The organism is Limnohabitans sp. Rim47 (assembly GCF_001517545.1).
Lineage (GTDB): Bacteria > Pseudomonadota > Gammaproteobacteria > Burkholderiales > Burkholderiaceae_C > Limnohabitans_A.
The window spans coordinates 1-26,474 of the sequence record NZ_FBYA01000004.1 but is presented as its reverse complement, the minus strand read 5'-3'; the positions used below and the strand labels follow the sequence as shown (position 1 = coordinate 26,474).

Here is a 26,474-nt window from a genome sequence, read left to right as displayed (position 1 = left end):
ATCCGATTCAAACCATGATCCTCGAACTCGCCGATATCCGCATCCACCCCGGCCAACAGGCTGCATTTGAACAAGCCATTGAACTGGGCCTGAACACCGTGGCCAGCAAAGCCAAGGGTTTTCAAGGCGGAAAAGTCAACCGCGGCATTGAAAGCCCTGAACGCTATGTGCTGCAAATCTTCTGGGACACACTGGAAGACCACACCGTGGGTTTCCGTCAATCACCGCTGTTCACCGAGTGGCGTGCCATCGTCGGTCCATTCTTTGCTGCACCGCCTCACGTCGAACACTTCGAGCTGACCGCCAAATCCCAATAAGTGCCGGCCACGGCAAGCCATCGTTGTCAAGGCGTCTCGTGACCTGCCACGAACTGTCTGAGCAAGTGCATGAACTGCGCTTGCTCATGCGCCGGAAGGGGCGACAGGATGTCGGTCTGAACCTGCGCCACATCGCCTTGCATGCCCGCCAATGCCTCCAAGCCCAGCGATGTCAGCACAAGCAACTTGCGACGGCGGTCGACCTCATCAGCGCGGCGCTCCACCCAGCCCTTGCTTTCCAACCGACCAATCACCGACCCGGATGTGGCCGGATCAAACGCGACATGCTTGGCCAAAGTGATCTGGTCAATGCCAGGGCTATCGAGCAAGGCATTCAAGATTGCGAACTGAACAGGCGTGACATCGGCTGCGGCCAAATGCCTGTTAAAAACGGCCACAGAAATTTGGTGCGCCCGCCTGATCAGATGTCCCGGCGCGGCGTTCAAATCAAAGCTGGGGGTCATTTTCGGTTTTCTCCATGGGTCGCAAGGGTTATTACCAATCGCTGTGCTGGCGCTGCCTCCTATAGTAAGCGCACTTAGTAAATTTTTTGACCCACCTTTCACATCTTCCACTTTAGAAAGTGCTTCATGAGTTTTGTAGTCCCCCCAACGCCCACGGTCTCAGTGCCCGTCTTGGGCCATGCCGAACGCTTTCCCGTGCACCGCATTTATTGCGTCGGCCGCAATTACGAAGAACACGCCAAAGAGATGGGTTTCACCGGCCGCGAGCCGCCCTTCTTTTTTCTGAAGCCCACTGACAGCTTGGTCGTGGTCGAAAGCAGCCAGACCGGCCAAATGCCCTACCCCAGCTTGACACAGAACCTGCACCACGAGATCGAGTTGGTGGTGGCCATCGGCAAAGGCGGGCGCAACATTTCGGCGGCCGATTCGGCCCAGCACATCTACGGCTACGCCGTGGGTCTGGACATGACCCGCCGCGACTTGCAAAACGAGATGAAAAAACAAGGTCGCCCTTGGTGCATTGGAAAAGCTTTTGACCATTCGGCCCCCATCGGCCCCATCACGCCCATCGCCCAAGCTGGCGACGTGAACAACGCCGAGATCAGTCTGCTGGTCAACGGGACAGATCGCCAGCGCAGCAACGTGGCCAAACTGATCTGGAACGTGGCTGAAACCATCGAGCATTTGTCTGCCGCTTGGGAACTGCAAGCCGGCGACCTGATTTACACGGGCACACCGGAAGGGGTCGCTGCCGTGGTCTCTGGCGACATGCTGGTTGGCGAAGTGGCCGGTTTAGGTCAACTGAAAGTAGCCATCAAATAATGAATAAAAGTGCAAGAAACCTGAAATACTTGGCGTTTACCCTTATTTCCGCGCTAATTTCTTGCAACATAATTCACATCCGAAGCAATTAACCGACTCATCGGTTGGTTTTTAATCCATTAATACGCAAATCAAGGAGACCATCCCATGAAAAAGCTTTTGAAACACAGCGCTCTGGCAGCGGGTCTTTTGGCGGTTGGTTTTGGCGTTCACGCCCAGACCATCACCCTGAAAGTTCACCACTTCTTAGGACCACAGTCCATCCAGCACACCACCATGATGGGTGACTGGTGCAAGAACATCGCGCGTGACTCCAAAGACCGCCTCAAGTGCGACATCTTTCCTGCGATGCAATTGGGCGGTACCCCTGTGCAGCTGTACGAACAAGCCCGTGACGGCGTGATCGATGTGGCTTGGACACTGCAAGCCTACACACCCAAGCTGGCCAAGCTGGAAGTGTTCGAACTGCCCTTCATGATGACCAACGCAGAAGCCACCAGCCGTGCGGTTTGGGACTATGCGCAAAAATACGTCCAAGACGACTACAAAGACGTGAAGATGCTGGCCATTCACGTGCACGGTCCTGGCAACATTTACACCAAGAGCAAAGCCGTTAACACCATGGCCGACCTCAAGGGCCTGAAAGTGCGTGCCCCAACCCGCCAGGTCAACAAGATGGTCGCCATGATGGGCGCAACCCCCGTGGCCATGCCTGTGCCACAAGTGCCCGAAGCGCTGTCCAAAGGGGTGATTGATGGCGCGGTGATCCCTTACGAAGTGGCCCCCGGCCTGAAGGTCAACGAGTTGACCAACTTCACAGCCGAGACCGATCGCAGCTACAACGCGCTGTACACCACCGTGTTTGTGGTGCCCATGAACAAGGCCAAGTACGACTCGCTGCCAGCCGATCTGAAAGCGGTGATCGATAAGAACTCGGGCCGCGATTTCTCGGCCTTCCTGGGCAAAACACAGGCTGGGCAAGACGTGCCCAGCAAGAAAGTGTTTGAGGCTTCTGCCAATCAGAAAATCAGCGTGATCCCCAAGGCCGAACTGGAAAAATGGAAAAAAGCCACTGATGCACTCGACGATGCATGGGTGGCTGAAATGACCGGTAAAGGTTTTGACGGGAAAGGCATGTTGCAGACGGCCACCGATTTGATCAAGCAATACACGAAGTAAATTCGTATCTCGGTCAACCTGAGCAGCCCTTCAAGGTCTGCTCAGGTTTTTTATGGATTGGGCGCATTTGACAGGCCGAAAGACCCTGTCAACATGTCGCATCTTTTCATTTTTATCTATCTCTTGCACACACTATGATGTTTTCAAACGCACTGGAGCGGGTTGCCCGGCTCTGCAGCATATTGGGCGGTCTGGTCATGACCGGCTTGATGCTGATGACCTGCTATAGCCTGATTGGCCGCAATTTTCTCGACTCAGCCTTGATCGGCGACTTTGAGCTGACCGGCGTAGGCGCAGGTGCGGCCATCGCCCTGTTTATGCCAATTTGCCAATTCAAGCGTGAAAACATCATTGTGGACTTCTTCACAGCCAACCGGAGTGACGCCTTCAACTTCCGGCTTGACCGAATGGGCGACCTGTTCATGACCGTGATCTTCCTTCTGCTGGCCTGGCGTTGCGGCGCTGCGGCCATCAACGCCAAGGAAACCCTGGGCGCATCCATGTTGCTGGGCTTCCCCGACTGGATCGTCTTCACCAGCATGAGCATTCCTTTCGGCATCACCGCCTTCATTGCGGCCATGCAAGCGCTCTCCACATTTAAAAATAACGATAAGGCCGCGTCATGACCCCGATTACCCTGGCTTTGCTGATTTTCGGCATCATGTTGCTGCTCATGGTGGTTCGCGTGCCGATCTCGGGCGCCATGTTCTTGGCGGGCGCCGCAGGCTTTGTCATCCAGACGGGCGTGCAACCCTTTTTGAACTTCCTGAACAACCTTGCTTTTGCCCGACTGGCCAACTACGACCTGTCGGTGATCCCCTTGTTCATCCTGATGGGGCACTTTGCAACGCAAGGTGGCATCAGCAAGGCGCTGTTTCAGTTTGCCGCAGCGGTCATGGGTCGCTTCAAGGGCGGTTTGGCCATGGGCGCTGTGCTGGCTTGTGGCGCATTTGGTGCCATTTGCGGCTCGTCTGTGGCCACGGCAGCCACCATCACCGGCGTGGCCTTGCCCGAGATGAAGCGCCACGGCTACTCAGGCCGACTGGCCACGGGCACCTTGGCCGCAGGCGGCACGCTGGGCATTTTGATTCCGCCCTCGGTGCCTCTGGTCATCTACGCCATCCTGACTGAGCAAAACATCGCCAAGTTGTTTGCAGCAGCGATGATGCCCGGCATCATCGCCATGGTCGGCTACATGATCGCCATCGCCATTTACGTGCGCGTGGTGCCCGGCCAGGCCCCTGATCAAGAAGACCGCGAAAGATTGACGTTCGAGTCGCTCAAAGGTATTTTGCCCATCGCCACCATCTTCATCATCGTGTTCGGTGGCATTTATGCAGGTTTCTTCACGCCGACTGAGGGAGCTGCCGTGGGTGCAGCATCCACCTTTGTGGCAGCTCTGCTCAAACGCGAGCTGACCTGGACCAAGTTCCTCGAATGCTTCCATGCGACCGCCATCAGTTCGGCCATGATCTTCATGATCTTCATGGGCGCTGACGTGATGAATGCCGCTTTAGCGCGCACACAAGTACCAGGTCAGTTGGCTGAAATGGTGGTCGCGATGAACCTGGCACCGTTGATGGTGGTGGGCGGTATCTTGCTGTTGTATGTGGTGTTGGGCGCCGTGATGGACGAGTTGTCCATGCTGCTGCTGACCATCCCGATCTTCTTTCCGATCATCATGAAGCTCGACTTCGGCATGACCCCGGAACACACCGCCATCTGGTTCGGCATCATGGTGCTGATGACCGTCGGCTTTGGCATGCTGGCCCCGCCAGTGGGGCTGAACGTGTATGTCGTCAACGGCATGGCCAAAGACGTGCCGCTGAGCGAAAGCTACAAAGGCATCATGCCCTTCTTGATCAGCGACACCATCCGCACCTTGTTGCTGCTGTTCTTCCCCGGCATCTCGCTGTTCCTCATCCAATACCTGACCTGAGTCGACTCAGAACAGCGCCCAGCCAAGCCTCCGGGGTACTCACCACGGGGGCTTTTTTTCTGGCCGAAATGGTTAGACTCTGGCACTGACCTGCGCCTCCTCCTCACCATCCGCCCTCACCCACTTCGAGACTGTTTCATGATGTTTGACCGCACCATCCGTCATTGCCGCCAGTGCGGTGCCCTCGTGGCCCGCCGCTTGCCTGACGACGGCGACACCAAATTGCGGGCCATCTGCACTGCCTGCAACACAGTCCATTACGAAAACCCGCTCAATGTGGTGGGCACAGTGCCTTGGCTGGGCGACCAAGTCTTGCTGTGCAAACGCAACATCGAGCCGCGCAAAGGCAAATGGACCTTGCCCGCAGGCTTTATGGAGTTGGGCGAATCCACCTCCGAGGGTGCAGCCCGCGAAACCACCGAAGAAGCCGGCGCACAGTTCATCATGGAAGACCTGTTCACCGTGATGAGCGTGCCCCGCGTGGGCCAAGTGCATTTGTATTACCGCGCCCGATTGACCAGCGATGTGTTCGATCCTGGCCACGAAACCATGGAAGCTCACTTGTTTAGAGAAGATGAAATTCCTTGGGAGGAACTGGCATTTAGGACAGTCAAAGAAACTTTGGAACATTACTTTGCCGACCGGCGCGCTGGTCACTTTGTCACCCACGCCTTTGACATCTCGTAAAAAAATCAAATGCCCTGGGCCAAAAGCCGCTTAAGCACTCTCATAATACGAATGTGTTTTTTTATTTTCACCGGTTTTTCCAAAGGCTTCGCATGATCAAGTCCATCACCACCGTTCTGAGCAGCTTGCTGGCTGCCGCCGCCATGGCCCAAAACGCTGCACCAGCCCCCGCGCCTGCTGTGGCGCCTGCCGTGTCAGCCGCACCGGCCGTCACGCCTGCTCCGGCACCCGCCAAGGCCCAAGCAGAAGCCCCAGCCAAGAAGAAAGCGGCACACAAGCCCGCAAAGAAAAGCAAAAAATCAAAGAAGAACAAAGTCAAATAATTGAAGCGTCACCCTCTTCAATTGCGGCCTGAAAAAATTCAGGCCCAAAAGCAAAGGCCACCCTCGGGTGGCCTTTGCTTTTGAAAGGCCAAGATCGTCACCAAATAAGCCCGCACAAGTCAAACGTCGATGGCCTGGGCTGAGCCGGCCTGCTTGCGCAATTCGAATTTCTGGATCTTGCCCGTGCTCGTCTTGGGCAACTCGCCAAACACCACCGCACGCGGCACCTTGAAGCCAGCCAAATGCCGCTTGCAATGCGCAACGATCTGCTCGGGCGTGGTCTGCGCACCGGCTTTGAGCTCGACAAACGCGCAAGGGGTCTCGCCCCACCGCGCATCGGGTTTGGCCACCACCGCAGCAGCCAGCACATCGGGGTGGCGGTAAAGCACATCTTCGACCTCGATCGATGAAATGTTCTCACCGCCCGAGATGATGATGTCCTTGCTGCGGTCTTTGATCTTGATGTAGCCATCCGGGTACTGCACCGCCAAGTCACCGCTGTGAAACCAGCCACCCGCAAAAGCCTCTTGCGTGGCCTTGGGGTTCTTCAGATAACCCTTCATCGCGATATTGCCCCGGAACATGATCTCGCCCATGGTCTGGCCGTCTTGGGGGACCGGCTGCAAGGTGTCGGGGTTGAGCACACGCACATCGCGCTGCAAGTGGTAACGCACACCCTGGCGGGCATTGAGGCGGGCGCGCTCGCCAATATCCAATACATTCCAGTCATCGTGTTTGGCGCACACCGTGGCCGGGCCATACACCTCGGTCAAGCCATACACATGGGTCAAATCAAAGCCCATTTCTTCCATGCCCTCGATCATCGACGCTGGGGGCGCTGCACCCGCGACCATGGCCTTGACGCCCGAGGGCAAGCCCCGCTTCATCGCTGCCGGTGCGTTGACCAGCAAGCCATGCACGATGGGCGCACCGCAGTAATGCGTCACGCCGTGGTTGCCAATGGCGTCCAAAATCGCCTGCGCATCGATCCGGCGCAAACACACGTTCACCCCGGCTCGCGCCGCCACTGTCCACGGAAAGCACCAGCCATTGCAATGGAACATCGGCAGCGTCCACAAATACACCGCATGCTTGGGCATGTCCCATTCCAAAATGTTGGAGATCGCATTCGTGGCCGCCCCCCGGTGGTGGTACACCACGCCCTTGGGGTTGCCGGTCGTGCCACTGGTGTAGTTCAGGGCAATCGCATCCCACTCGTTGGCCGGCAGGCTCCAGGCAAACGCCGCATCGCCACTGGCCAACAAAGCCTCATAGCCGATTGAGCCCAGTTTCTCAGACGGGCCGGTGTACAGCGCATCCTCCACATCCACCACCCACAAAGGCTTGGCGGACTGGCGCAAGGCCAGCGCTTTTTTCATCACCTCCGAAAACTCCGGGTCCACGATCACCGCCTTGGCTTCGCCGTGGTCCAACATGAAGGCGATGGTTTCCGGGTCCAAACGGGTGTTGAGGGCATTGAGCACCGCCCCCGCCATGGGCACGCCAAAATGCGCCTCCACCATGGGCGGGGTGTTGGGCAACATCACCGCCACCGTGTCGTTTTTGCCAATGCCCGCCTGTACCAAAGCACTGGCCAACTGGCGGCACCGCCGGTAAGTGGTGGCCCAGTCCTGCCGCAGATCACCGTGCACGATGGCCAAGCGCTGGGGATAGACCTCGGCTGTGCGCTCAATGAACGCCAGCGGCGACATGGGGGCGTGGTTGGCCGGGTTGGGGGGCAAATCCTGATCAAAAATGCTGATGGCGCTGGGGTTCATGGCGAATTCCTGAATCGTGTTGCGATTTATTGGAATCAGTTTGCCTGACCTGGGACTGAAATCCATGCTGGTTTGCCCCGAAAAGGACCCGTCTTATCGGCGAAAATAGCCCGATGGCCATCCCCCAGTCTTTCATCCAGGAGTTGCTGTCCCGCGTCGACGTGGTCGACATCGTGGGCAAATACGTGCAGCTCAAGAAAGGCGGTGCCAACTTCATGGGCCTGTGCCCCTTTCACGGCGAAAAATCCCCCAGCTTCAGCGTCAGCCCCACCAAGCAGTTTTTCCACTGCTTTGGCTGCGGCAAAAACGGCAACGCCATCGGCTTTCTGATGGAACACGCCGGCATGACCTTCATCGAAGCGGTGAAAGACCTGGCCCAGCAAACGGGCATGGTCGTACCCGAAGAGCAGCAGTCGCCCGAAGACCGCGCCAAAGCCGCAGCCCAAAAAGCCAAGCAAGACAGCCTGAGCGATGTGCTGGAAAAAGCGGGCAGCGCCTACCGTGAAGAACTCAAAACCTCACCCCGCGCCATCGAATACCTCAAAGGCCGTGGCCTATCGGGTCAAATTGCCAAGCGCTTTGGCCTGGGCTATGCGCCCGAAGGTTGGCGTTCGCTGGCCAGCATCTTCCCCAAATACGACGACCCGCTCTTGGCCGAATCGGGCTTGGTCATCGTCAACGAAGAAGACGACAAGCGCTATGACCGCTTTCGCGACCGCATCATGTTCCCGATCCGCAACATCAAAGGCGAGTGCATCGGCTTTGGGGGGCGGGTCATTGGCAACGGCACACCCAAGTATTTGAACTCGCCCGAAACCCCGGTGTTCCACAAAGGCCGTGAGCTGTATGGCCTGTACGAAGCCCGCGAAGCCCTGCACAACGCGGGCTACGTGCTGGTGACCGAAGGCTATATGGACGTGGTGGCACTGGCCCAGCTGGGCTTTGCCAACGCGGTGGCCACCTTGGGCACGGCCTGCACACCCGACCATGTGCAAAAACTGTTTCGTTTCACCGATGCGGTGGTCTTCAGCTTTGACGGTGATGGCGCGGGGCGCCGTGCCGCACGAAAGGCGCTGGACGGCGCATTGCCCTACGCCACCGATGTGCGCAGCATCAAGTTCTTGTTTTTGCCCGCCGAGCACGACCCCGACAGCTATGTGCGCGAATTTGGCCAAGAGGCTTTTGCCGAGCAGATCAAGCAGGCCATGCCGCTGTCGCGCTTTTTGATCGAGGCGGCCAGTGCCGACTGCGACTTGCAAACCGCCGAAGGCCGCGCCCGCTTGTCCAGCCAAGCACGCCCCCTGTGGCAACTCTTGCCCGAAGGCGCACTCAAGCAACAACTGCTGTCCGAGCTGGCGCAATTGATTCAACTCGAAACCGCCGGGCTCGAAAAACTCTGGAGCCAACAAGCGGCCAGTGAGCAACGCTTTGCGCCCGCAGGCCGCAGCCACAACGCGCCTGCGCCCTCGCCCATGCAAGCGGCCAATGCCGCCTTCAGCCAAGCCGCCAGCGCAGGGGCAGACCCACAACACTTTGAGCCGCACTACGGCGAGCCCCTGACCTGGACAGGCGACAGCGGTTATGGACAAACCAACGCACCCGGCGGTGGCTATGCAAGCGGGGCCTATTCAAACAGTGGTTACGGCGGTGGCAGCTCATACGGCAACTCAGGCCAGCGCAAGACTTCAAATTGGACGCCCAACAGCAAATTCGGCAACAACCGATACAAGCGCGACCAAGTCCCTGTTTACACCGGACCGCGCACAGTGCCCGCGAGTCGGGCCGACCATGCTGTCCGCTTGCTGCTGGGCAATATGGCCTTGTGGGAAACGCTGGCCGGCGAAGACCACGCCATGCTCTGCGCGTTGCCTGCGCCCCACGGCCCTTTGTTTGCTTGGCTGGAGTCGCAGTTTCACGAACAAGGGGCTTTGGGTTGGTCCGCCTTGCAAAGCGAAATGCAAGGCCTGACTTTTGCAGACGATGCCAAACGCTGGATGGCCCAAGAAAACCTGGGTAACACGCCAGGCCAAGACCCTGAAGCCCCGCCCGACCCCCAAGAAGCCCGACAAGAGCTGCGCCGTCTGCTCACCATGCTGATGATCGACCGGCTCAAGCAGCTCGAAACCGAAGCCCTGAGCCAAGCCAGCACCGGGCAAGACCCCGAAGCCCAGCAACGCTGGCGCAGTCTGCACGAACGCCGCAAAGAGCTGATGGCCGCAGCGGCTGCACTGCAAGCAGCTCAATAAAAAACGACCTCAGGGGTTCTGCATCCCGGCAAGGGGTGATGTCACTTGTCCAAAAGCTGGTTGAGCTTTTCGGCCTCGAAGGTTTCGCGTGTGGCCGCATCGCCCGGCATTTGCGCTGGCTGCTGAGCGCACAGCTGCTCGAGCGCTTTCCAGATCATGGCGATCTGGTGCTCTTGGCCGGCTGCATTGTCAATCAAGCCGCGCAAGGCCTGGCTTACCGGGTCGTCTTCTTGCGTGATGCCATAGGCGCTGAACTTGCGCTCGGTGCCAGACACATCGGCGCTCTCACCCGCCTTGGATGGGATGATGCGGGCCGGAATGCCCACCGCGGTGGCCCCTGCCGGCACCGGCTTAATCACCACCGCATTGCTGCCGATCTTGGCCCCATCGCCCACCTCAAAGCCGCCCAAAACCTTGGCCCCCGCGCTCACCACCACATCGCGGCCCAGCGTGGGGTGTCGTTTGGCCCCTTTGTAAAGCGAAGTGCCGCCCAACGTGACACCTTGGTAGATCGTGCAGCCGTCGCCAATCTCGGCGGTTTCGCCCACCACCACGCCCATGGCGTGGTCAAAGAAAACACGTTCGCCGATCTTGGCGCCGGGGTGGATCTCGATGCCCGTCAAACCCCGCGACACATGCGAAATGAAGCGACCTAGCCACTTAAAGCCATGGTTCCAGCACCAGTGCGCACGGCGGTGCAGCACCAAGGCGTGCAGCCCTGGATAACAGGTCAGCACCTCCCAAGCGGTGCGGGCAGCAGGGTCCCGGTCAAGGATGCATTGGATGTCGGAGCGGAGGCGAGAAAACATAGGCCCTGAGTCTATCGCTTGGCCGGGCTTTTAAATTCAGCGCTCTGGATCATGGCCTTGGCCACCCCGCGCAATATGTGGATTTCTTCTGGGCTCAAGTCGGCGCGGTTGAACAATTGGTTTAAGCGTGGCATGAGCTTTTTGGGTGCAGCGGGGTCCAAAAAGCCAATGTCGGTCAGCGCCTGTTCAAAGTGCGTCAGCATGCCCGCGACCTGCTGGGCATCGGCCTTGTCGGCGGGTGCCACAGCGTCTTGCACCGGAAATCCACCCAAAGCCACGCGCCAGTCGTAGGCGATCACCTGAATGGCCGAGCCCAAATTGAGCGAGCCAAACTGCGGATTCGTGGGGATCGACAGCGCCACATGGCAACGGTAGACGTCTTCGTTTTTCATGCCAAAGCGCTCAGAGCCAAACAAAAATGCCACGCACTGCTCGGGTGCACCGGGTTTCGTCAGCTCGGCAAAGTGCTCGCGCGGCGAACGTGTGGGTGGGCCAAAATCGCGCGGCGTCATGGCGGTGGCGCACAAGTGGGTCACGCCATCCAGCGCTTCGTCCAGTGTGTCGACCACCCGGGCCTTGGCCAATACATCATTGGCCCCGCTGGCCCGCTGAATGGTTTCTTCTTTGCGCAGCACATTGGGCCATCGCGGTGCCACCAACACCAGCTCGTCAAAACCCATGACCTTCAGGGCACGGGCAGCAGCGCCCACGTTGCCAGCATGGCTGGTCTCTATCAAGATAAATCGCGTCTTCATGCCCCGATTGTCCATGCTGAGACACCCACTGAGACGCGTGAGATGCGCCTGATGACGCCAAAATGACGAACACGCCCTTTTTTCATGAGAAAATGCCCGCTTCGCCGCCGCGATCGTGCGTGGGCTAGCCAGGTTCTTCCAACAATTTATGTCGTCCAATCTCCACCCCATGCTCAACGTGGCCATCAAGGCTGCACGCGCCGCTGGCGCCATCATCAACCGTGCTGCGCTTGACGTTGAAGCGGTTCGCATCTCGCAAAAACAAGTCAACGATTTTGTGACCGAGATCGACCACGCGAGTGAAAAAGTCATCATCGACACCTTGCTGACCGCCTACCCCGACCACGGCATACTGGCCGAAGAGTCGGGCAGCACACACGGCAACCCGGCCGCTGACCACATCTGGATCATCGACCCCCTGGACGGCACCACCAACTTCATCCACGGCTTTCCCGTTTATTGCGTGAGCATTGCCCTGCAAGTGCGCGGCAAGATAGAGCAAGCCGTCATTTTCGACCCCACCCGCAACGACCTGTTTACGGCCACCAAAGGCCGTGGCGCGTTCATGAACGACCGCCGCCTGCGCGTGAGCAAGCGAATTCGTCTGCAGGAATGCATCATTTCGACAGGCTTCCCTTTCCGTAAGGGCGACAACTTCAACCAGTACCTGCGCATGATGGGCGACGTGATGCAACGCACCGCTGGCCTGCGCCGACCCGGCTCCGCTGCACTTGATTTGGCCTATGTGGCCGCAGGCTTTACCGACGGTTTCTTTGAAACGGGGCTGTCGCCATGGGACGTGGCCGCAGGATCGCTGCTGGTCACCGAAGCCGGTGGCTTGATTGGCAACTTCACCGGCGAGTCCGACTTTTTGGAACAAAAAGAATGCTTGGCCGGTGCGCCACGCATTTACGGCCAACTGGTGCCCCTCTTGGGCAAGTACAGCAAATTTGCCAGCGCGGGCGACAAAGCCGCTGTGCGCTCGGCGGTCGAAACCCTGAGCCGCGAACGCACCTCGGACAGCCACGACAAGACTACCGAAGGTCAAGAGGACGTCGCCAGCGGTGAAACCGACGCACACAAAGACGCGCCGTTTTAAGGACGCCACCGGCACCACCACTGTGCCGGCTCAGTCATCGCCTTCTGGTCGATTGGCTCACGGGCTGAGGGACTAAGGGGCTGATGTGCTGCCAAGTACAAACAAAAAAGCATCAGTGAACTGATGCTTATTTTGTGCCTAGAGCGGCATACCGCTCACGAGGTCGCCACCAAGGCCCTTGCCAGGCCTGTTCGGCCATCACTTCAAGAAGTTGCTCCAAGCCCCAATGTTGTGAACCGCCGAATAGCCCTTCTTTTTGAGCAACATCTTGGCCATGCCGCTGCGTGTGCCGCTGGCACAGCCCACCACCACGGGCAATGCTTTGGGAATTTCGTCTAATCGGGTGGCCAGTTCTTGCAACGGAATGTTTACCGTGCCCGGTGCGTTGGCCTGCGCAAACTCGGCCATGGATCTCACATCCAACAAAGTCGCGCCCTGCTGCTTCAGAGCGGGCAACAAAGCCACCACCCGCCTGGCGTTCCACCATTTGTAGCCAAACCAAGCCGCCAAGGCCAGCATGGGCCAATAATTTGTCAGAAAATCCATGATTCTTCACTCCTTGTTCGATGGCCAATGGTAGCCAATGCTGAGCAGCCACAGGGCAATTCAGCAGGTCAACTGGAGATCCCGACAATCAGTCCGACACTGATGACGGAAATAAATATCCAAGATCAAAGATAAGTGCTTGATTTTTAAAGATAATTTCAGCAGTCAAACCCATTCAAATCATCCCTGAAGCCATTGCATCCTTTTTGTACGCACGTTTTCTTCAGGGTCGGCCAAGTCATTGATGCCAAACGACATTTCCCCTGCCCGCAACCCCGCTGACTATTCCGGACACACGCCCATGATGGCCCAGTACCTGGCCATCAAGGCGGAGTTTCCTGACACGCTGGTGTTCTACCGCATGGGCGACTTTTACGAGTTGTTCTTTGCCGACGCCGAAAAAGCCGCTGGCCTGCTCGACATCACCTTGACGCGCCGTGGCCAGTCTGCTGGCCAACCGGTGGTCATGGCGGGCGTGCCCTTTCACTCGGTTGAAACGTATTTGGCCCGGCTGATCAAGCTGGGCGAATCGGTCGCCCTGTGCGAACAAGTGGGCGATGTGGCCACGGCCAAAGGCCCCGTCGAGCGCAAAGTGGTGCGCGTGGTCACCCCCGGCACACTCACCGACACCGAGCTGCTGCCCGACAAAAGCGAAGCCATCTTGCTGGCCGTGCACCAAACCGCCAAAAACCGCTGCGGTCTTGCTTGGCTGAGCGTCACGCAAGGCGTGGTGTATTTGGCCGAATGCGCTCAAGACGAACTGGCCGATTGGATCGACCGCATCAGCCCCAGCGAACTCTTGGCCAGCGCAGGCATGACGCCCACCTTTGAGCAAAAACTGCGCGGCCTCAAAACCGGCGGGCGTGGCACATGGGCCTTGGCCCTGCGGCCCGACTTCCAGTTCGATGCCGGTCTGGGCCAGCGCAAATTGTTGGAACAACTGCAAGCCGCGTCGCTGGCCGCTTGGAGCGCCGACACCCTGCACGACGCACACGCCGCCGCCGCCGCACTGCTCACTTACGCCGAACACACCCAAGGCCGCAGCCTGCCGCATGTGCAGCAGGTGCAGGTGCAGCGCTCGGACGCGCTGATCGACCTGCCCGCCAGCACGCGACGCAATCTGGAGCTGACACAAACCCTGCGCGGCGAAAGCGCGGCCAACTCGCCCACGCTGTTTGCCCTGCTCGACACCTGCATGACCGGCATGGGCAGCCGCTTGCTGCGCAACTGGCTGCTCAGCCCGCCGAGAGCGCGCGATGTGGCACGGCAACGCTTGATGGCGATTGACGTTCTTTCATCATTCCAGCGCACGCGGGAATCCATGGATCCTCCGGTCAAGCCCGAGGATGACATGCGTGACGTCAAGCCCGCGGATGACGCAAATGGGGCAGAGGGCAATTTGCAGCATTCCGGCCCCGTTTACAAACGCCTGCGCGAACAACTCAAAGGCACCAGCGACGTGGAGCGCATCACCGCCCGCACCGCGCTGCGCCAAGTGCGCCCACGCGAGCTGGTGGCCCTGCGCCATGCGCTGGCACGGGCGGCTGCGCTGTCGGTGCAAGTTCAGGCCCTTCAGCCTGAGCCCGGCAGTTTGCTCGCTGGCCTGGCCCGCTGGCTCACGCCACCCACCCACTGCGCCGAGCTGTTGCAAATGGCCCTGCTCGAAGAGCCCGCGGCGCTGGTGCGCGACGGCGGCGTGATCGCCGACGGCCTGGACGCCGAACTGGACGAGCTGCGCAACATCCAGACCCACTGCGATGCGTTTTTGCTCGACCTGGAAACCCGCGAAAAAGAACGCACTGGCATTGCCAATTTGCGTGTGCAGTTCAACAAAGTGCATGGCTTTTACATCGAGGTCACGCAGGGCCAGCTCGACAAAGTGCCCGATGACTACCGCCGCCGCCAGACCCTGAAAAACGCCGAACGCTTCATCACCCCCGAGCTCAAGGCCTTTGAGGACAAAGCCCTGTCGGCGCAAGAGCGTGCCTTGGCCCGCGAGAAATGGCTGTACGAAGGCTTGCTTGACCAACTGCAGCCCTTTGTGCCCGCGCTCACCGCTTTGGCCCAGGCCATGGCCTCGCTCGATGTGCTGTGCGCTTTGACCGAGCGCGCTTTGACGCTCAACTGGTGCGCCCCCGAATTCAGCAAAGAGCCTTGCATCGAGATCCGCCAAGGTCGCCACCCGGTGGTCGAGGCACGCTTGGCCGAAATGTCGGGTGCCAGCTTCATCGCCAACGACACCGTGCTGGGCAGCAAGCAGCGCCTGCAAATCATCACCGGCCCCAACATGGGCGGTAAATCGACCTATATGCGCCAAGTGGCACTCATCGTGCTGTTGGCCAGCATCGGCAGCCATGTGCCCGCCAGCCGCTGCCGCCTGGGGCCGATTGACGCCATCCACACCCGCATCGGCGCAGCCGACGACCTGGCCAACGCCCAATCGACCTTCATGCTGGAGATGACCGAGGCCGCGCAAATTTTGCACAGCGCCACGCCGCACAGCCTGGTGCTGATGGACGAGATCGGTCGCGGCACCTCCACCTTTGACGGCTTGGCCCTGGCCAGCGGCATTGCCACGCACTTGCACAACAAAACGCAAGCCTTTGCGCTGTTTGCCACCCACTACTTTGAGTTGACCGAGTTCCCGGCCACCCACACCGCCGCGGTCAACATGCACGTGAGCGCTGCCGAATCGGGCGCGTCCATCGTGTTTTTGCACGAGCTGCAACCCGGCCCGGCCAGCAAGAGCTACGGCGTGCAGGTGGCGCGTTTGGCGGGCATGCCTGCGGGTGTGCTGACCCACGCCCGCCACGCCCTGAGTGCGCTCGAAGCCGGTGCCAGCGAAAGCCGCCAGCAAGTGGACCTGTTTGCCGCACCACCCGAATCAGAAGCCAGCGGGCCAAGCCCCATCGAAGTGGCGCTGGCCCAAATCAATCCCGATGCGCTCAGCCCCCGCGAAGCGCTCGACGCCCTGTATGCTTTGCAGCGCTTACTGCCCAAAAATTAAAGAGTTGATTCATGACTTATTGCGTTGCTGTCAAAACCCGCGCCGGTCTGGTGTTTTTGTCCGATTCCCGCACCAATGCGGGCCTAGACCAGATCAGCACATTCCGCAAAATGATCGTCTACGAAAAAGCAGGCGACCGCTTCATGACGCTGCTGTCAGCCGGCAACCTGAGCATTTCGCAGTCGGTGCGCGAAGTGCTGCAAATTGAAAAACTGGTCGAACCCGGCCAAGACGAACCATTAACCATCTGGAACGCCAAGAGCATGTTCGATGCCACCCGCGTGTTGGGTGCTGCTGTGCGCCGCGTGTACGAGCGCGATGCAGCGGCCCTCAAAGCCTCGGGTGTGGAGTTCAACGTGTCCATGATCTTCGGCGGCCAGATCGGCCACGAAGGCATGCGCCTGTTTCAGGTCTATTCGCCCGGCAACTTCATCGAAGCGACCGACGAAACGCCTTACTTCCAGATCGGCGAATCCAAATACGGCAAGCCCGTGCTCGACCGCGTCATCACCCCCGACACGCCTTTGGACGAAGCCGCCAAATGCGCCCTGGTGTCGATGGACTCGACCCTCAAATCCAACCTGTCAGTGGGCCTCCCGCTGGACATGGTGGTTTACAAAGTGGGCAGCCTGCAAACCGACCGCATCATGTGCATCGACGAGCACAACCCCTACTTCCAGATGCTGCGCTCCAGCTGGGGCGACAAACTGCGCCAAATGTTTGACAGCATCGAAGACCCCATGTGGCACGGCGGCGCGACCGACATTCCGCTCATGGTGCCGCCCACACGCAACGCCTTGCTCAAAAAAATCACGACACCCGACGAGAAGCTCATCTGATGCACGCCCGCATCATCTTCTCGCACGGCAACAGCTTTCCGGCCAGCACTTACAAGGTGATGCTCGACAGCCTGCGCCAGCGCGGCTTTGGCGTCGAGGCGATCGAGATGTTCGGCCACAACCCCCAATACCCGGTCACCAACAACTGGCCCCATCTGGTGCAGCAGTTGGCTGACTTCGCCCGCGCCAAACAAGGCGATGGCGAACCCGCCTTTCTGATCGGCCACTCGCTGGGCGGCATCTTGAGCCTGATGTGCGCAGCCCGCCACCCCGAACTCGCCCGTGGCGTGGTGCTGATCGACTCGCCCGTCATTGGCGGCTGGAAGGCCACCACCTTGGGGCTCGCCAAACGCACCGCCTTGGTGGGTGCGCTGTCACCTGGTCGCATCAGCCAAAAACGCCGCAACCATTGGCCCAGCATAGCGGCTGCGTTGGACAATTTTCAGCACAAAAAAGCGTTTGCACGTTGGGACCCGCAGGTCTTGCATGACTACATCGAACACGGCACGCACGATGCCAACGGCCAACGCGTGCTGAGCTTTGACCGCGACGTCGAAACCGCCATCTACAACAGCCTGCCGCACAACTTGGACAGCCTGCTCAAGCAGCACCCGCTCAAATGTCCTGCGGCCTTTATCGGTGGCACGCATTCAGCTGAAATGCGCCAAGTTGGCAAGGAACTGACGCACCAAGTCGTCAAAGGCCGCGTGATGATGCTTGACGGCTCTCACCTGATTCCGATGGAAAAACCTCTGGCCACTGCCGCCGCCATCGAAGCATCGCTGCGCAACATCGGGGCTTGATCAAGCCGCCCAGGTCACCAGCCCGCTGTAACTGGTGCCCAGCACCACCAGACCAAAAACGATCCGGTACCAGGCAAACACCTCAAAGCTGTGACTGGAGATGAAGCGCAGCAACCAGCGCACACACACCCACGCGCTCAAGAAAGAAAACACCAAGCCCACGCCAAACAGCGGCGCATCGGCCAGGCTGAGCAAGGCGCGGTCTTTGTAGAGGCTGTACGCCCCTGCGCCGATCAAAGTGGGAATGGCCAGGTAAAAAGAAAAGTCGGTCGCCGCCTTGCGCGACATGCCCAGCAACATGCCACCAATGATGGTGGCCCCGCTGCGGCTGGTGCCCGGAATCATGGCCAAGCACTGCACCAGCCCCACTTTGAGCGCGTCGCGCCCGCGCATGTCTTCGACCTCGTGGATGCGCACCGTGCTAGCCGGACGCCGCTCGGCCCACAAAATGACCAAGCCGCCCAAGATGAAAGTGGTCGCCACCACTTCGGGCGTGAACAAATGGGCCTTGATGGCTTTGCCAAACAACAGGCCCAAGACAACGGCGGGCACAAACGCAATGAACACATTCAGCGCAAAACGCTGGGCATCGGCACTGTGCGGCAAGGCTCGAACGGTGGAGCTGATTTTTTGCCAATACACAATGATCACCGCCAAAATCGCCCCGGTTTGGATGGCAATGTCAAACACCTTGGCCTTGTCATCGTCAAAGCCCAGCAAGGCCCCGGCCAAAATCAAATGCCCGGTGGACGAAATCGGCAAGAACTCGGTCAAACCCTCAACCACGCCCATCACGGCGGCTTTGAACAACAGCATTGAATCCACGGAAAATCCTTTGAAGAATGCTGGATTATCGCGACTTCACATGCCCTGGCAGGCGATCCGACCTGCGCCACACCGGGGCGACTCGAAAAGTCGCCTTTCGAGTGTCTCGCACCACGGCAACACCGTTTCATCGCAACCATACTCAGGTAAGAGTTACTTTGAATTACATTCAAGGCAAGCCTTGGCCCTGTGCCCAACCATTCTGAAAACACCCACGCCATGCAAATGACCCCCACCATCGCCATTCACATGAGCGCCGCCATCACGGCGGTGTTGTTGGGGCCAGTTGCGCTGTGGGCCCGGCTAGGCCGCACCACCCGTCCGCGCCTGCACCGCGCCCTGGGCTATGCCTGGGTAACTTGCATGATCACAGCCGCCCTGAGCGCGATATTCATCCGTGACTTCCAACTGCCCAATGCCATGGGGTACACACCGATCCACCTGCTAATTCCGCTCACGTTTTTCAGCCTGTACCGCGCATTTGTGTACCTGCTTCAAGGCAACATCCAAGGTCACCGCAAAACCATGCAATGGCTGTACGTCAGTGCGTGCCTCGTCGCAGGTGCATTCACATTGGTCCCTGGGCGTTATCTGGGTAATTTGATCTGGTCGAACTGACCAAGTCTGGATTCAAAAAGTCGCCATGCAAACACTGCAACACATCCCCGTTTGGGTCTTCGCTCTACTGATCGGTCTCATCGCTCTGGGCTTGGTACAAACGCGCACACGCCGTGTTCGCAAGCAACGCCTTTTGGGCATCAACATCGCACTGACCGTGTTCACCTTGGTGGGCGTGGTCATGCAGTGGCGGCTGACGCCGTGGCTGGCACCGAGCCTCCTCAGCTGGGCCGCCATGGGGTTGCTGGTGGCATGGGCGCTCGGTCAAGGTGCCGCGCCAAGCGAGGCCCACTATGACCAGGAAACCCGTCACTACACCGTGCCCGGCAGCTGGTTGCCCTTGGCCCTGTTCATGGCCATCTTTGCCTGCAAGTTTGTGGTGGGCATGCTGGCCGCGACGGCCCCAGAGAGCCTACACAGTCTGCAAATGGCCATCGGCATCAGCGCCCTGTACGGCTTTTTTTCGGGTGTGCTGAACGCACGTGCCCTGCGGCTGTTGAAACTCAACACACACCCAGACCAGCACACCTGATTCAGGTCTGCGCGCGACCTTGACTCTGTCGGTCGGGGCTGAGCCAGCGATCTACCGCAAACCCGTCCCTGATACGGAAACAGCTCCAACCCTGCAACCCTGCAACTGCTGCACGCCAACATCGGCAAGCAGCTGCGCATGCTGCCCGCGGCAGAGGTGCTGTGCCTGTATGCCGCCATCGAATAAACCACCCTTGACGGATTTGGCCGACTGCGCCTGCGACTGCGCCTGATGGGCCACCGAACAAATGGTCAGTAGTCGCTTATCACGCACCTGATGAAACCATCAATTTATAGCTATAAATAATTAATTTAAATGGATTAATCGTTAAGATCAACGTTTACCCAAGGACCTCCGATATGAAAAAATGCTTACTCATTCCACTGGCAGCACTCGCGATGAGCGCTTGCGTGCAGGAGGAATCACGCACCCTGCCCATTCAAAAAGTTGAGTCGTCGGCTCGTCCGAACATGGGCGTGCGCGTGCCGGTCTCCGTGGGCAAATTTGACAACCGCTCATCCTTCATGCGCGGCGTTTTCTCCAACAACGAAGATCGCATGGGCAGCCAGGCGCAAACGATTTTGGTCACGCATTTGCAGCAAAGTCAGCGCTTCAGCGTGATGGACCGCTCGGTCATGTCTGAAATCAAGCAAGAGGCCGCGTTCAAAAAACAAACACAAACCATCAAAGGTGCCGACTACGTGGTCACAGGTGACGTGACCGAGTTTGGCCGCAAAGACGTGGGTGACCGCCAACTGTTTGGCATTTTGGGCCGAGGGAAAACCCAAATTGCTTACGCCAAAGTCAACCTCAACATCGTCAACACACTCACATCCGAAGTGGTGTACTCGTCTCAAGGTGCAGGTGAATACAGCCTGTCAGAACGCGAAGTCATTGGCTTCGGCAGCACCGCAAGTTATGACGCCACCCTGAACGGCAAAGTTCTGGATTTGGCCATCCGTGATGCAGTGAACAACTTGGTCAGCGGTATCGAAAACGGCGCATGGCGTCCAGCACTGTGAGCCGCACCATGAATCAACGCACCCGCTCAAGGCTGTCTGTCAGTCTGAAAACACTGGCCCTGCTGGCTACTTTTCTGGCCCTGACGGGCTGCGCCAACAAGGCCACCCCCACGCTCTACGGCTGGAACAGCTACGAAAAAAACCTCGACACCTACTTTCGCAACGACAGCGAAAGCCTAGACACACAGGCCAAATTCATGGAGGACGATCTGCAAAAGATGCGTGCCGCAGACAAAGCCATTCCACCGGGTTACCAAGCACACATGGGTCTGCTGTATGGCAAACAGGGCGACCTGGCCCGTTTTCAGCAGCACCTGCAAGCTGAAAAAACCCAATTCCCCGAGTCAGAAACCTTCGTGGATTTCTTGCTGCGCAAATTCAAACCCAACTGAGCCCTGACCCGCCCATGAAAATCTCTTTCAAGCTGCTGGCCAGCGCCTTGGCTATCGCCGTGCTCGGCGGCTGCGCATCAAAGCCCCCTGTTCCTTACGATTACACCGAGTTCAAGCTCAGCAGACCCAAGTCAATTTTGGTGCTGCCGCCCATCAACAAAACACCCGAAGTCCGCGCCCCTTACAGCATGCTGGCCCAGGTGACCTATCCACTGGCCGAATCGGGGTACTACGTTTTGCCCGTTTCACTGGTGGACGAAACCCTGAAAGAAAACGGCGTCACGCAAGCGCAGGACGCGCATGAACTGCCATCAACCAAATTGCGCGAAATTTTTGGTGCCGATGCGGTGCTGTACATCGTCATGACCCAGTACGGTACGGTCTACCAAGTACTGGACAGCCACACCACCGTCACAGCAGAGGCTCGCTTGGTCGACCTCAAAACCGACAAAGTGATCTGGGCTGGAGAAGCATCGGCCAGCACGGCCGAACAACGAAATCAGCAACAAGGCGGCTTGACAGGCATGCTGCTTACGGCCCTCGTCAATCAGATCGTGGGCACTGTCACTGACCAAAGCCACCCCATGGCAGGCATTGCCAGCCAACGCTTGCTCCGCGCAGGCCGTTTTCATGGCCTGCTGCACGGCCCTCGCTCACCGTACTACGGCAAAGAGGACGAAAACGCCCGCTGACATTGAACTTAGCCCCCGCGTGTGCATCAACTCGCTGGGGGTTACACCTCTCAAACGATGCACCGAGGTCGACTCGCAGATTGCAGCAAAGCCCACCATCGGGTGCGGTTCTTGCGCCTCAAAACTCCCAATCAACGGCGCCAGCCATCCTGCGCGCCACGACCACCATGACCGCGGCCACCGTCATGGTCGCGATCATCTCGGCGATCTCGCCCCTCATGCCAACGACCATGGTCACGCTCCCAGCTTGGCGCTGGCCGGTCAACCTGAGGCACATAAACAATCCGAGGTGGGGGCGGAGGTGCATAAAAGCCGCGAGGTTGCGGCATGACCACCATGGGGCCATAGATGCCAACCTGTGCATAGACCGGGGCAGGGCCGATTTGAGATGAAAACACCACCGATGGCGATAACGCGACCGGATGGGCGCAGCCCACTTGCGTCAGGCCCATGGCCAGACTGCACAGCAACAGCGATTTTCGGGTCCAAGTTTTGAAAGCCAACGTGGCCATGTGCACTCCTTTGAAAGTGATGGCGAACCCTTGATCCGCCTGCACCTGTAGCGCGTCAAGCGCATTTTTCGCGGACAAAGCGGGCTTCACAATGGTTTCCAGTCGTAACCAGATCACCCAGAGCACGCACGCGCTTCCCTCTAAAATCAAGCGCTATGACCTCCCCCACCGACAAAGCCACCGCCAGCGCTGCTGCTGCTCCCGCCGAACACAAAGTCAGCAATTTTCTGCGCCAAATCATCGAAAACGATCTGGACAAAGGCACCTATGCTGCCCGCCGCTGGGCAGGCAGCCCCGGCGATGCCGCGCACCACGCTGCAGGCGAACCGGACCCGGCCAAGGTCCGCACCCGCTTTCCGCCCGAGCCCAACGGCTATTTGCACGTGGGCCACGCCAAAAGCATCTGCATCAACTTTGGGTTGGCCCAGGAATACGGCGGCGTGTGCCACCTGCGCTTTGACGACACCAACCCCGAAAAAGAGGACACCGAATACGTCAACAGCATCATCGACGCGGTGAAATGGCTGGGTTTTGACTGGAACGGCGCAGCCGACGCCGCGCCCTACCAGGCCAGCGACTACTTCGACTTCATGTACCGCGCAGCTGTTGCGCTGATCGAAGCCGGTCACGCCTATGTGGACGAGCAAAGCGCCGAGGACATGCGTGCCAACCGGGGAGACTTTGTCAAGCCCGGTGTGGACAGCCCGTACCGCACGCGCAGTGCAGCAGAAAATTTGGCGCGCTTTCGCGAAATGAAGGGCGGCAAGCTGGCCGACGGTGCCGCCGTGCTGCGCGCCAAGATCAGCATGCAGTCCCCCAACATCAACCTGCGCGACCCGGCCATCTACCGCATCCGCCGCGCCACCCACCACCACACGGGCGACAAATGGTGCATCTACCCGATGTACACCTTCGCCCACCCGATTGAGGATGCGCTGGAGCAAATCACCCACAGTCTGTGCACGCTGGAGTTTGAAGACCAGCGCCCGTTTTACGACTGGCTGATGGAACGCCTGTGCGAATGTGGCCTGCTGGCCGCGCCCAGCCCCAAACAATACGAATTTGCCCGCCTGAACCTGACCTATGTCATCACCAGCAAACGCAAGCTGGCGCAACTGGTCAACGAAGGCAAAGTCAGCGGCTGGGACGACCCGCGCATGCCCACCATCGTCGGCCTGCGCCGCCGAGGCTACACACCGACAAGCCTGCGCCTGTTTGCCGACCGCATTGGCGTGACCAAAAGCGACAGCTGGATCGACTACAGCACGCTCGAAGGGTGCCTCCGCGAAGACCTGGAAAACAAAGCCCACCGCGGCATGGCCGTGCTCGACCCCGTCAAGCTCGTGTTGACCAACTGGGCCGAAGCCTTTGGCAACGACGGCTACACCGAGGCCTGCACCCAGCCCGCCCTGCCCCACAGCGCCGTGGCCGAAGGCCAAACCCCACCCGCCGACCGCACGTTCCTGATCGGCAAAGAGGTGTGGATCGAGCGCGAAGACTTTGAAGAAGTGCCGCCCAAGGGCTACAAAAGATTGTTTCCCGGCAACGTGGTGCGCCTGAAAGGCGGCTACGTGATCGAATGCACCGGCTGCGCACGCGACGCGGCAGGACGCGTCACAGAAGTGCACGCCAAAGTCATCCCCGGTACCAAAAGCGGCACGCCCGGCGCCGACAGCGTCAAAGCCAAAGCCGCCATCACCTGGGTGAGCGTGGCCGACGGCGTGCAAGCCGAAGTGCGCCTCTACGACCGCCTGTTTGCCGAAGCGCACCCCGATGCGGGCGGCAAAGACTTCTTGCAATCGCTGAACCCGGATAGCTTGAAGGTTGTCACAGCCTATGTGGAGCCGTCACTGGCCGGGGCGCAGCCAGACCAGAAGTTTCAGTTTGAGCGGTTTGGGTACTTTGTGGCGGACCGCCTGGATCATGTGGCGGGTGCCAAGCCGGTGTTCAACCGGGTGACGGGGTTGAAGGATTCATGGGGGAAGTGAAGCCACAGCCGGTGCTGGGCCAGATCACGGCTCAGCACCTGATAGGGAAAGGCAACCTATCAAATAGCCCCACCAACCCCCTTAAATTTCTCCACAAACGCGGCCACTTTCTGAAACACGGTTTGCTTTTTGGTCAGGTACAGCGGGTTCAGGGGGCTCATTTTGGGGAGCATGGCGTTGAGTTCGGTGCCGCTGTCGCTGGCGTATTCACGCTTGAGTGAATGGGCGATGTAGCGCTTGGCGGCGTCGGCGTTCAGGTTTTCTGAGCTGATCAGCTCTTGCGCTTCGCGCAGCTGTTCGGCTTGCGCGAAGGTGAAGAAGGCTTCGATCACGCTGGCTTTGTCGTCAAACTGGCTCAGGTCGGTCTGGTTGATGAAGTCCACCAACAGGCTTTCTTTGGCACGGTTGCCCAAGCTGGCGCGGATGGCGCGGCGCACCTCTTCCACCAAGGCGGCTTTGGTCTTGACCTTTTTGTTGTTGTCAAAGATCAGCTCCAAGATGTAGTCCAGGTTGATCTCTTGCGACTTGAGCAAATCCACCTCGAACACCACATCATCCCAATCGACGCTGGACTGCTCTGGCGCCCCGCCCTCGCGTTGGCGGCGAAGCCAATCGCGGATGTCGTTATAGGCTGACCGGTAGTCTTGCACGGCCCGCTCACTGGGAATCTGCACACTTTGCATGGCCGCAAATTCGGCATCGGTCAGCCCGTGCTGCGCCTTGAAGGCCTCGACCGCTGCCGTGTCGCGCACGTCCAGGCTTTGCGCGGCGCGCAGGCTGGCGTATTCGTCGAAGTTTTGCAGCACGTTTTCAATGCGCAAATACTCGCCAAACACTTTGGCGAATGCTTTTTTGTCGGCCTCTTTTTCGATGGCCGATGGGTCTGGAAAGCGCTGCTCCAGTTCAGCCACCACTTCCACAAAACCCCGCCGCGCTTCACCCGTGATCACGTCGGTGAAGCCTTCCATGTATTCCTTGTAGCTTTTCTCCAGCACCACGTTTTTGGTGTTCTTGTCACCAAAGAGGGTGATGGCGTCCACCGTGGCTTTTTCCAAGTCGCGGAAGGTCACGATGTTGCCGAAGGTCTTGGTGGCGTCAAAGATGCGGTTGGTGCGAGAAAACGCCTGAATCAGGCCATGGAAGCGCAGGTTTTTGTCCACGAACAAGGTGTTGAGCCTGGGCGCATCAAACCCGGTCAAGAACATGCCCACCACGATCAACAAGTCAATTTCACCCAGCTTCACCTGCTTGGCCAGGTCGCGGTAGTAGTTCTGGAAGCCTTGGCTGTCCACGCTGAAGCTGGTCTTGAAGTGCGCGTTGTAGTCGCCAATGGCGGCGGTCAAAAACTCTTTGGCGCTGCTGTTCAGGGCCGACACTTCCAGGCTCTCGTCTTGAATGTCGCCAATGGCTTCCTGCTCTTCATTGGCAGCGAACGAAAAAATGGTGGCCACCCGCAAAGGCTTATCAGTGTCCTTTTGCAGGTCTTTGAGCGTCTCGTAATACAGCTTGGCCGCATCCACGCTGCTGACGGCGAACATGGCGTTGAAGCCCTTCCCCGCCTGTGAAGCACCCGGCTGCAGGCGGTGGGTTTTGCGGCGGAAGTTGTTCAGGATGTACTGCGAGATTTCTTCAATCCGCTTGGGGTGCAGCAGCGCCTGTTTGTTTTCGGCGGCGGTCAGCTTCTTTTCGTCCTGCTCGGCTTCAATGGCCTTGAACTGCGGGCGCACATCGTTGTAGTCGACCTTGAACTTGAGCACCTTCTCATCGCGGATGGCGTCGGTGATCACATACGAATGCAGTTCACTGCCAAACACGCTGGCGGTGGTCTCAGCGCCCAAGGCGTTTTCCGGGAAGATGGGTGTGCCCGTGAAGCCAAACTGGTAGAACTTCTTGAACTTTTTCTTCAGGTTCTTTTGCGCTTCGCCAAACTGGCTGCGGTGGCACTCGTCAAAAATGAACACCACCTGCTTGCCGTAAATGGCCAGATCGCCCTCGGTGCGCATCAGGTTGTTGAGCTTCTGGATGGTGGTGACGATGATCTTGTTGTCGTCCTTTTCCAGATTGCGCTTGAGGCCTGCCGTGCTGTCTGAGCCGTTCACGCTGTCCGGCGAAAACCGCTGGTATTCCTTCATGTGTTGACGCCGATCCAATATTGACCACCTGTGCCGATTGAATTTTGACCAGGGGCTTGAGCCAGCTTTTATGTCTGCTGGCTGTGGATAACTATAAGTTCAATTGTCGTCCTGCAGCTCCTTTCTCTCCGTTTTTCTTGCCTGCTCC

The 26,474-nt window shown here is 58.8% G+C and carries 26 protein-coding genes; 18 read left to right on the top strand and 8 right to left on the bottom strand.

The features are described 5' to 3' along the window. The first annotated feature begins 14 nt into the window (after window positions 1-14). On the top strand, window positions 15-317 hold the full coding sequence (locus BN3544_RS10470; RefSeq protein WP_019429336.1) for an antibiotic biosynthesis monooxygenase family protein: 303 nt from the start codon (window positions 15-17) through the stop codon (window positions 315-317). 26 nt (window positions 318-343) lie between these two features. On the opposite strand, the gene BN3544_RS10465 is transcribed toward BN3544_RS10470, so the two are convergent. After that, window positions 344-781 carry a MarR family winged helix-turn-helix transcriptional regulator gene (locus tag BN3544_RS10465; RefSeq protein ID WP_019429335.1) on the bottom strand — a complete coding sequence of 146 codons (438 nt, stop codon included), beginning with the start codon at window positions 779-781 and terminating at the stop codon, window positions 344-346. A gap of 126 nt (window positions 782-907) precedes the next feature. Between BN3544_RS10465 and BN3544_RS10460 the strand changes: the two genes are divergently transcribed. The 6 genes from BN3544_RS10460 (at window position 908) to BN3544_RS10435 (ending at window position 5,731) form a co-directional block, all read left to right on the top strand. Further along, entirely contained in the window at window positions 908-1,603 is a 696-nt protein-coding gene (locus BN3544_RS10460; RefSeq protein ID WP_026036535.1) for a fumarylacetoacetate hydrolase family protein, read from the top strand. Between the two features lie 147 nt (window positions 1,604-1,750). After that, window positions 1,751-2,782: a TRAP transporter substrate-binding protein gene (locus tag BN3544_RS10455; RefSeq protein WP_019429333.1), complete on the top strand. Its 1,032-nt coding sequence runs from the start codon at window positions 1,751-1,753 to the stop codon at window positions 2,780-2,782. Between the two features lie 137 nt (window positions 2,783-2,919). After that, window positions 2,920-3,408: a TRAP transporter small permease gene (locus BN3544_RS10450; protein ID WP_036074869.1), complete on the top strand. Its 489-nt coding sequence runs from the start codon at window positions 2,920-2,922 to the stop codon at window positions 3,406-3,408. Beyond that, window positions 3,405-4,721, top strand: a complete 1,317-nt coding sequence (locus BN3544_RS10445; protein ID WP_019429331.1) for a TRAP transporter large permease — start codon at window positions 3,405-3,407, stop codon at window positions 4,719-4,721. The genes BN3544_RS10450 and BN3544_RS10445 overlap by 4 nt, the downstream gene beginning before the upstream one ends. A 138-nt stretch (window positions 4,722-4,859) precedes the next feature. Continuing rightward, window positions 4,860-5,408 carry an NUDIX hydrolase gene (locus BN3544_RS10440; RefSeq protein WP_026036534.1) on the top strand — a complete coding sequence of 183 codons (549 nt, stop codon included), beginning with the start codon at window positions 4,860-4,862 and terminating at the stop codon, window positions 5,406-5,408. Window positions 5,409-5,500: 92 nt separating this feature from the next. Then, a complete protein-coding gene (locus BN3544_RS10435) occupies window positions 5,501-5,731 on the top strand; it encodes a hypothetical protein (RefSeq protein ID WP_019429329.1) in 231 nt (76 codons plus the stop codon). 119 nt (window positions 5,732-5,850) lie between these two features. Here the strand turns inward: BN3544_RS10435 and BN3544_RS10430 are convergent, their stop codons facing one another. Further along, on the bottom strand, window positions 5,851-7,509 hold the full coding sequence (locus BN3544_RS10430; protein ID WP_019429328.1) for an acyl-CoA synthetase: 1,659 nt from the start codon (window positions 7,507-7,509) through the stop codon (window positions 5,851-5,853). A gap of 113 nt (window positions 7,510-7,622) precedes the next feature. On the opposite strand from BN3544_RS10430, the gene dnaG reads away from it, so the two are divergent. After that, on the top strand, window positions 7,623-9,755 hold the full coding sequence (gene dnaG / locus BN3544_RS10425) for a DNA primase (RefSeq protein WP_019429327.1): 2,133 nt from the start codon (window positions 7,623-7,625) through the stop codon (window positions 9,753-9,755). A gap of 41 nt (window positions 9,756-9,796) precedes the next feature. Here dnaG and cysE read toward each other — a convergent pair whose 3' ends face one another. Both cysE and BN3544_RS10415 read right to left on the bottom strand, forming a co-directional pair. Next, a complete protein-coding gene (cysE, locus tag BN3544_RS10420) occupies window positions 9,797-10,564 on the bottom strand; it encodes a serine O-acetyltransferase (protein WP_019429326.1) in 768 nt (255 codons plus the stop codon). An 11-nt stretch (window positions 10,565-10,575) separates the two neighbouring features. Continuing rightward, the gene (locus tag BN3544_RS10415; RefSeq protein WP_036074867.1) at window positions 10,576-11,319 is read right to left on the bottom strand and encodes an RNA methyltransferase; all 744 of its coding nucleotides are present in this window, start codon (window positions 11,317-11,319) and stop codon (window positions 10,576-10,578) included. A 148-nt stretch (window positions 11,320-11,467) separates the two neighbouring features. Between BN3544_RS10415 and BN3544_RS10410 the strand changes: the two genes are divergently transcribed. Then, window positions 11,468-12,418, top strand: a complete 951-nt coding sequence (locus tag BN3544_RS10410) for an inositol monophosphatase family protein (RefSeq protein WP_026036533.1) — start codon at window positions 11,468-11,470, stop codon at window positions 12,416-12,418. A 198-nt stretch (window positions 12,419-12,616) separates the two neighbouring features. Here the strand turns inward: BN3544_RS10410 and BN3544_RS10405 are convergent, their stop codons facing one another. Next, complete coding sequence (locus BN3544_RS10405; protein WP_019429323.1) at window positions 12,617-12,964, bottom strand: rhodanese-like domain-containing protein; 348 nt, start codon at window positions 12,962-12,964, stop codon at window positions 12,617-12,619. A gap of 244 nt (window positions 12,965-13,208) precedes the next feature. On the opposite strand from BN3544_RS10405, the gene mutS reads away from it, so the two are divergent. From mutS to BN3544_RS10390, 3 genes are read left to right on the top strand one after another with little or no spacing between them, the layout of a single operon-like run. Then, window positions 13,209-15,971 (top strand): DNA mismatch repair protein MutS, encoded by a 2,763-nt coding sequence (mutS, locus tag BN3544_RS10400; protein WP_019429322.1) that lies wholly within the window; start codon window positions 13,209-13,211, stop codon window positions 15,969-15,971. Window positions 15,972-15,982: 11 nt separating this feature from the next. After that, on the top strand, window positions 15,983-16,810 hold the full coding sequence (locus tag BN3544_RS10395; protein WP_019429321.1) for a proteasome-type protease: 828 nt from the start codon (window positions 15,983-15,985) through the stop codon (window positions 16,808-16,810). Then, window positions 16,810-17,613, top strand: a complete 804-nt coding sequence (locus tag BN3544_RS10390; RefSeq protein WP_019429320.1) for an alpha/beta fold hydrolase — start codon at window positions 16,810-16,812, stop codon at window positions 17,611-17,613. The genes BN3544_RS10395 and BN3544_RS10390 overlap by 1 nt, the downstream gene beginning before the upstream one ends. On the opposite strand, the gene BN3544_RS10385 is transcribed toward BN3544_RS10390, so the two are convergent. After that, entirely contained in the window at window positions 17,614-18,438 is an 825-nt protein-coding gene (locus BN3544_RS10385; protein ID WP_026036531.1) for an undecaprenyl-diphosphate phosphatase, read from the bottom strand. It lies immediately after the preceding gene. Between the two features lie 219 nt (window positions 18,439-18,657). Between BN3544_RS10385 and BN3544_RS10380 the strand changes: the two genes are divergently transcribed. The 5 genes from BN3544_RS10380 to BN3544_RS10355 all read left to right on the top strand — a co-directional run bounded on the left by BN3544_RS10380 (window position 18,658) and on the right by BN3544_RS10355 (window position 21,694). After that, the gene (locus tag BN3544_RS10380; RefSeq protein WP_026036530.1) at window positions 18,658-19,056 is read left to right on the top strand and encodes a DUF2306 domain-containing protein; all 399 of its coding nucleotides are present in this window, start codon (window positions 18,658-18,660) and stop codon (window positions 19,054-19,056) included. A 25-nt stretch (window positions 19,057-19,081) separates the two neighbouring features. Next, window positions 19,082-19,588 (top strand): DUF6622 family protein, encoded by a 507-nt coding sequence (locus tag BN3544_RS10375; RefSeq protein WP_019429317.1) that lies wholly within the window; start codon window positions 19,082-19,084, stop codon window positions 19,586-19,588. A gap of 359 nt (window positions 19,589-19,947) precedes the next feature. Next, window positions 19,948-20,610, top strand: coding sequence for a CsgG/HfaB family protein (locus BN3544_RS10365; protein ID WP_019429315.1), 663 nt, complete (start codon window positions 19,948-19,950; stop codon window positions 20,608-20,610). 8 nt (window positions 20,611-20,618) lie between these two features. After that, entirely contained in the window at window positions 20,619-21,002 is a 384-nt protein-coding gene (locus BN3544_RS10360) for a DUF4810 domain-containing protein (RefSeq protein WP_036074862.1), read from the top strand. 14 nt (window positions 21,003-21,016) lie between these two features. Then, window positions 21,017-21,694: a DUF799 domain-containing protein gene (locus BN3544_RS10355; protein ID WP_019429313.1), complete on the top strand. Its 678-nt coding sequence runs from the start codon at window positions 21,017-21,019 to the stop codon at window positions 21,692-21,694. 131 nt (window positions 21,695-21,825) lie between these two features. Here BN3544_RS10355 and BN3544_RS10350 read toward each other — a convergent pair whose 3' ends face one another. Further along, window positions 21,826-22,206 carry a hypothetical protein gene (locus BN3544_RS10350; RefSeq protein ID WP_155820391.1) on the bottom strand — a complete coding sequence of 127 codons (381 nt, stop codon included), beginning with the start codon at window positions 22,204-22,206 and terminating at the stop codon, window positions 21,826-21,828. Window positions 22,207-22,361: 155 nt separating this feature from the next. On the opposite strand from BN3544_RS10350, the gene BN3544_RS10345 reads away from it, so the two are divergent. Beyond that, on the top strand, window positions 22,362-24,194 hold the full coding sequence (locus tag BN3544_RS10345) for a glutamine--tRNA ligase/YqeY domain fusion protein (protein ID WP_019429310.1): 1,833 nt from the start codon (window positions 22,362-22,364) through the stop codon (window positions 24,192-24,194). Window positions 24,195-24,253: 59 nt separating this feature from the next. Here BN3544_RS10345 and BN3544_RS10340 read toward each other — a convergent pair whose 3' ends face one another. Next, window positions 24,254-26,326 (bottom strand): type I restriction endonuclease subunit R, encoded by a 2,073-nt coding sequence (locus BN3544_RS10340; RefSeq protein ID WP_019429309.1) that lies wholly within the window; start codon window positions 26,324-26,326, stop codon window positions 24,254-24,256. Window positions 26,327-26,474 lie beyond the last annotated feature (148 nt).

Coding starts and splice junctions, on each gene's coding strand:
- BN3544_RS10470 (WP_019429336.1), top strand. CDS start 15: ATGATCCTCGAACTCGCCGATATCCGCATCCACCCCGGCCAACAGGCT.
- BN3544_RS10465 (WP_019429335.1), bottom strand. CDS start 781: ATGACCCCCAGCTTTGATTTGAACGCCGCGCCGGGACATCTGATCAGG.
- BN3544_RS10460 (WP_026036535.1), top strand. CDS start 908: ATGAGTTTTGTAGTCCCCCCAACGCCCACGGTCTCAGTGCCCGTCTTG.
- BN3544_RS10455 (WP_019429333.1), top strand. CDS start 1,751: ATGAAAAAGCTTTTGAAACACAGCGCTCTGGCAGCGGGTCTTTTGGCG.
- BN3544_RS10450 (WP_036074869.1), top strand. CDS start 2,920: ATGTTTTCAAACGCACTGGAGCGGGTTGCCCGGCTCTGCAGCATATTG.
- BN3544_RS10445 (WP_019429331.1), top strand. CDS start 3,405: ATGACCCCGATTACCCTGGCTTTGCTGATTTTCGGCATCATGTTGCTG.
- BN3544_RS10440 (WP_026036534.1), top strand. CDS start 4,860: ATGATGTTTGACCGCACCATCCGTCATTGCCGCCAGTGCGGTGCCCTC.
- BN3544_RS10435 (WP_019429329.1), top strand. CDS start 5,501: ATGATCAAGTCCATCACCACCGTTCTGAGCAGCTTGCTGGCTGCCGCC.
- BN3544_RS10430 (WP_019429328.1), bottom strand. CDS start 7,509: ATGAACCCCAGCGCCATCAGCATTTTTGATCAGGATTTGCCCCCCAAC.
- dnaG (WP_019429327.1), top strand. CDS start 7,623: ATGGCCATCCCCCAGTCTTTCATCCAGGAGTTGCTGTCCCGCGTCGAC.
- cysE (WP_019429326.1), bottom strand. CDS start 10,564: ATGTTTTCTCGCCTCCGCTCCGACATCCAATGCATCCTTGACCGGGAC.
- BN3544_RS10415 (WP_036074867.1), bottom strand. CDS start 11,319: ATGAAGACGCGATTTATCTTGATAGAGACCAGCCATGCTGGCAACGTG.
- BN3544_RS10410 (WP_026036533.1), top strand. CDS start 11,468: ATGTCGTCCAATCTCCACCCCATGCTCAACGTGGCCATCAAGGCTGCA.
- BN3544_RS10405 (WP_019429323.1), bottom strand. CDS start 12,964: ATGGATTTTCTGACAAATTATTGGCCCATGCTGGCCTTGGCGGCTTGG.
- mutS (WP_019429322.1), top strand. CDS start 13,209: ATGCCAAACGACATTTCCCCTGCCCGCAACCCCGCTGACTATTCCGGA.
- BN3544_RS10395 (WP_019429321.1), top strand. CDS start 15,983: ATGACTTATTGCGTTGCTGTCAAAACCCGCGCCGGTCTGGTGTTTTTG.
- BN3544_RS10390 (WP_019429320.1), top strand. CDS start 16,810: ATGCACGCCCGCATCATCTTCTCGCACGGCAACAGCTTTCCGGCCAGC.
- BN3544_RS10380 (WP_026036530.1), top strand. CDS start 18,658: ATGCAAATGACCCCCACCATCGCCATTCACATGAGCGCCGCCATCACG.
- BN3544_RS10375 (WP_019429317.1), top strand. CDS start 19,082: ATGCAAACACTGCAACACATCCCCGTTTGGGTCTTCGCTCTACTGATC.
- BN3544_RS10365 (WP_019429315.1), top strand. CDS start 19,948: ATGAAAAAATGCTTACTCATTCCACTGGCAGCACTCGCGATGAGCGCT.
- BN3544_RS10360 (WP_036074862.1), top strand. CDS start 20,619: ATGAATCAACGCACCCGCTCAAGGCTGTCTGTCAGTCTGAAAACACTG.
- BN3544_RS10355 (WP_019429313.1), top strand. CDS start 21,017: ATGAAAATCTCTTTCAAGCTGCTGGCCAGCGCCTTGGCTATCGCCGTG.
- BN3544_RS10350 (WP_155820391.1), bottom strand. CDS start 22,206: ATGGCCACGTTGGCTTTCAAAACTTGGACCCGAAAATCGCTGTTGCTG.
- BN3544_RS10345 (WP_019429310.1), top strand. CDS start 22,362: ATGACCTCCCCCACCGACAAAGCCACCGCCAGCGCTGCTGCTGCTCCC.
- BN3544_RS10340 (WP_019429309.1), bottom strand. CDS start 26,326: ATGAAGGAATACCAGCGGTTTTCGCCGGACAGCGTGAACGGCTCAGAC.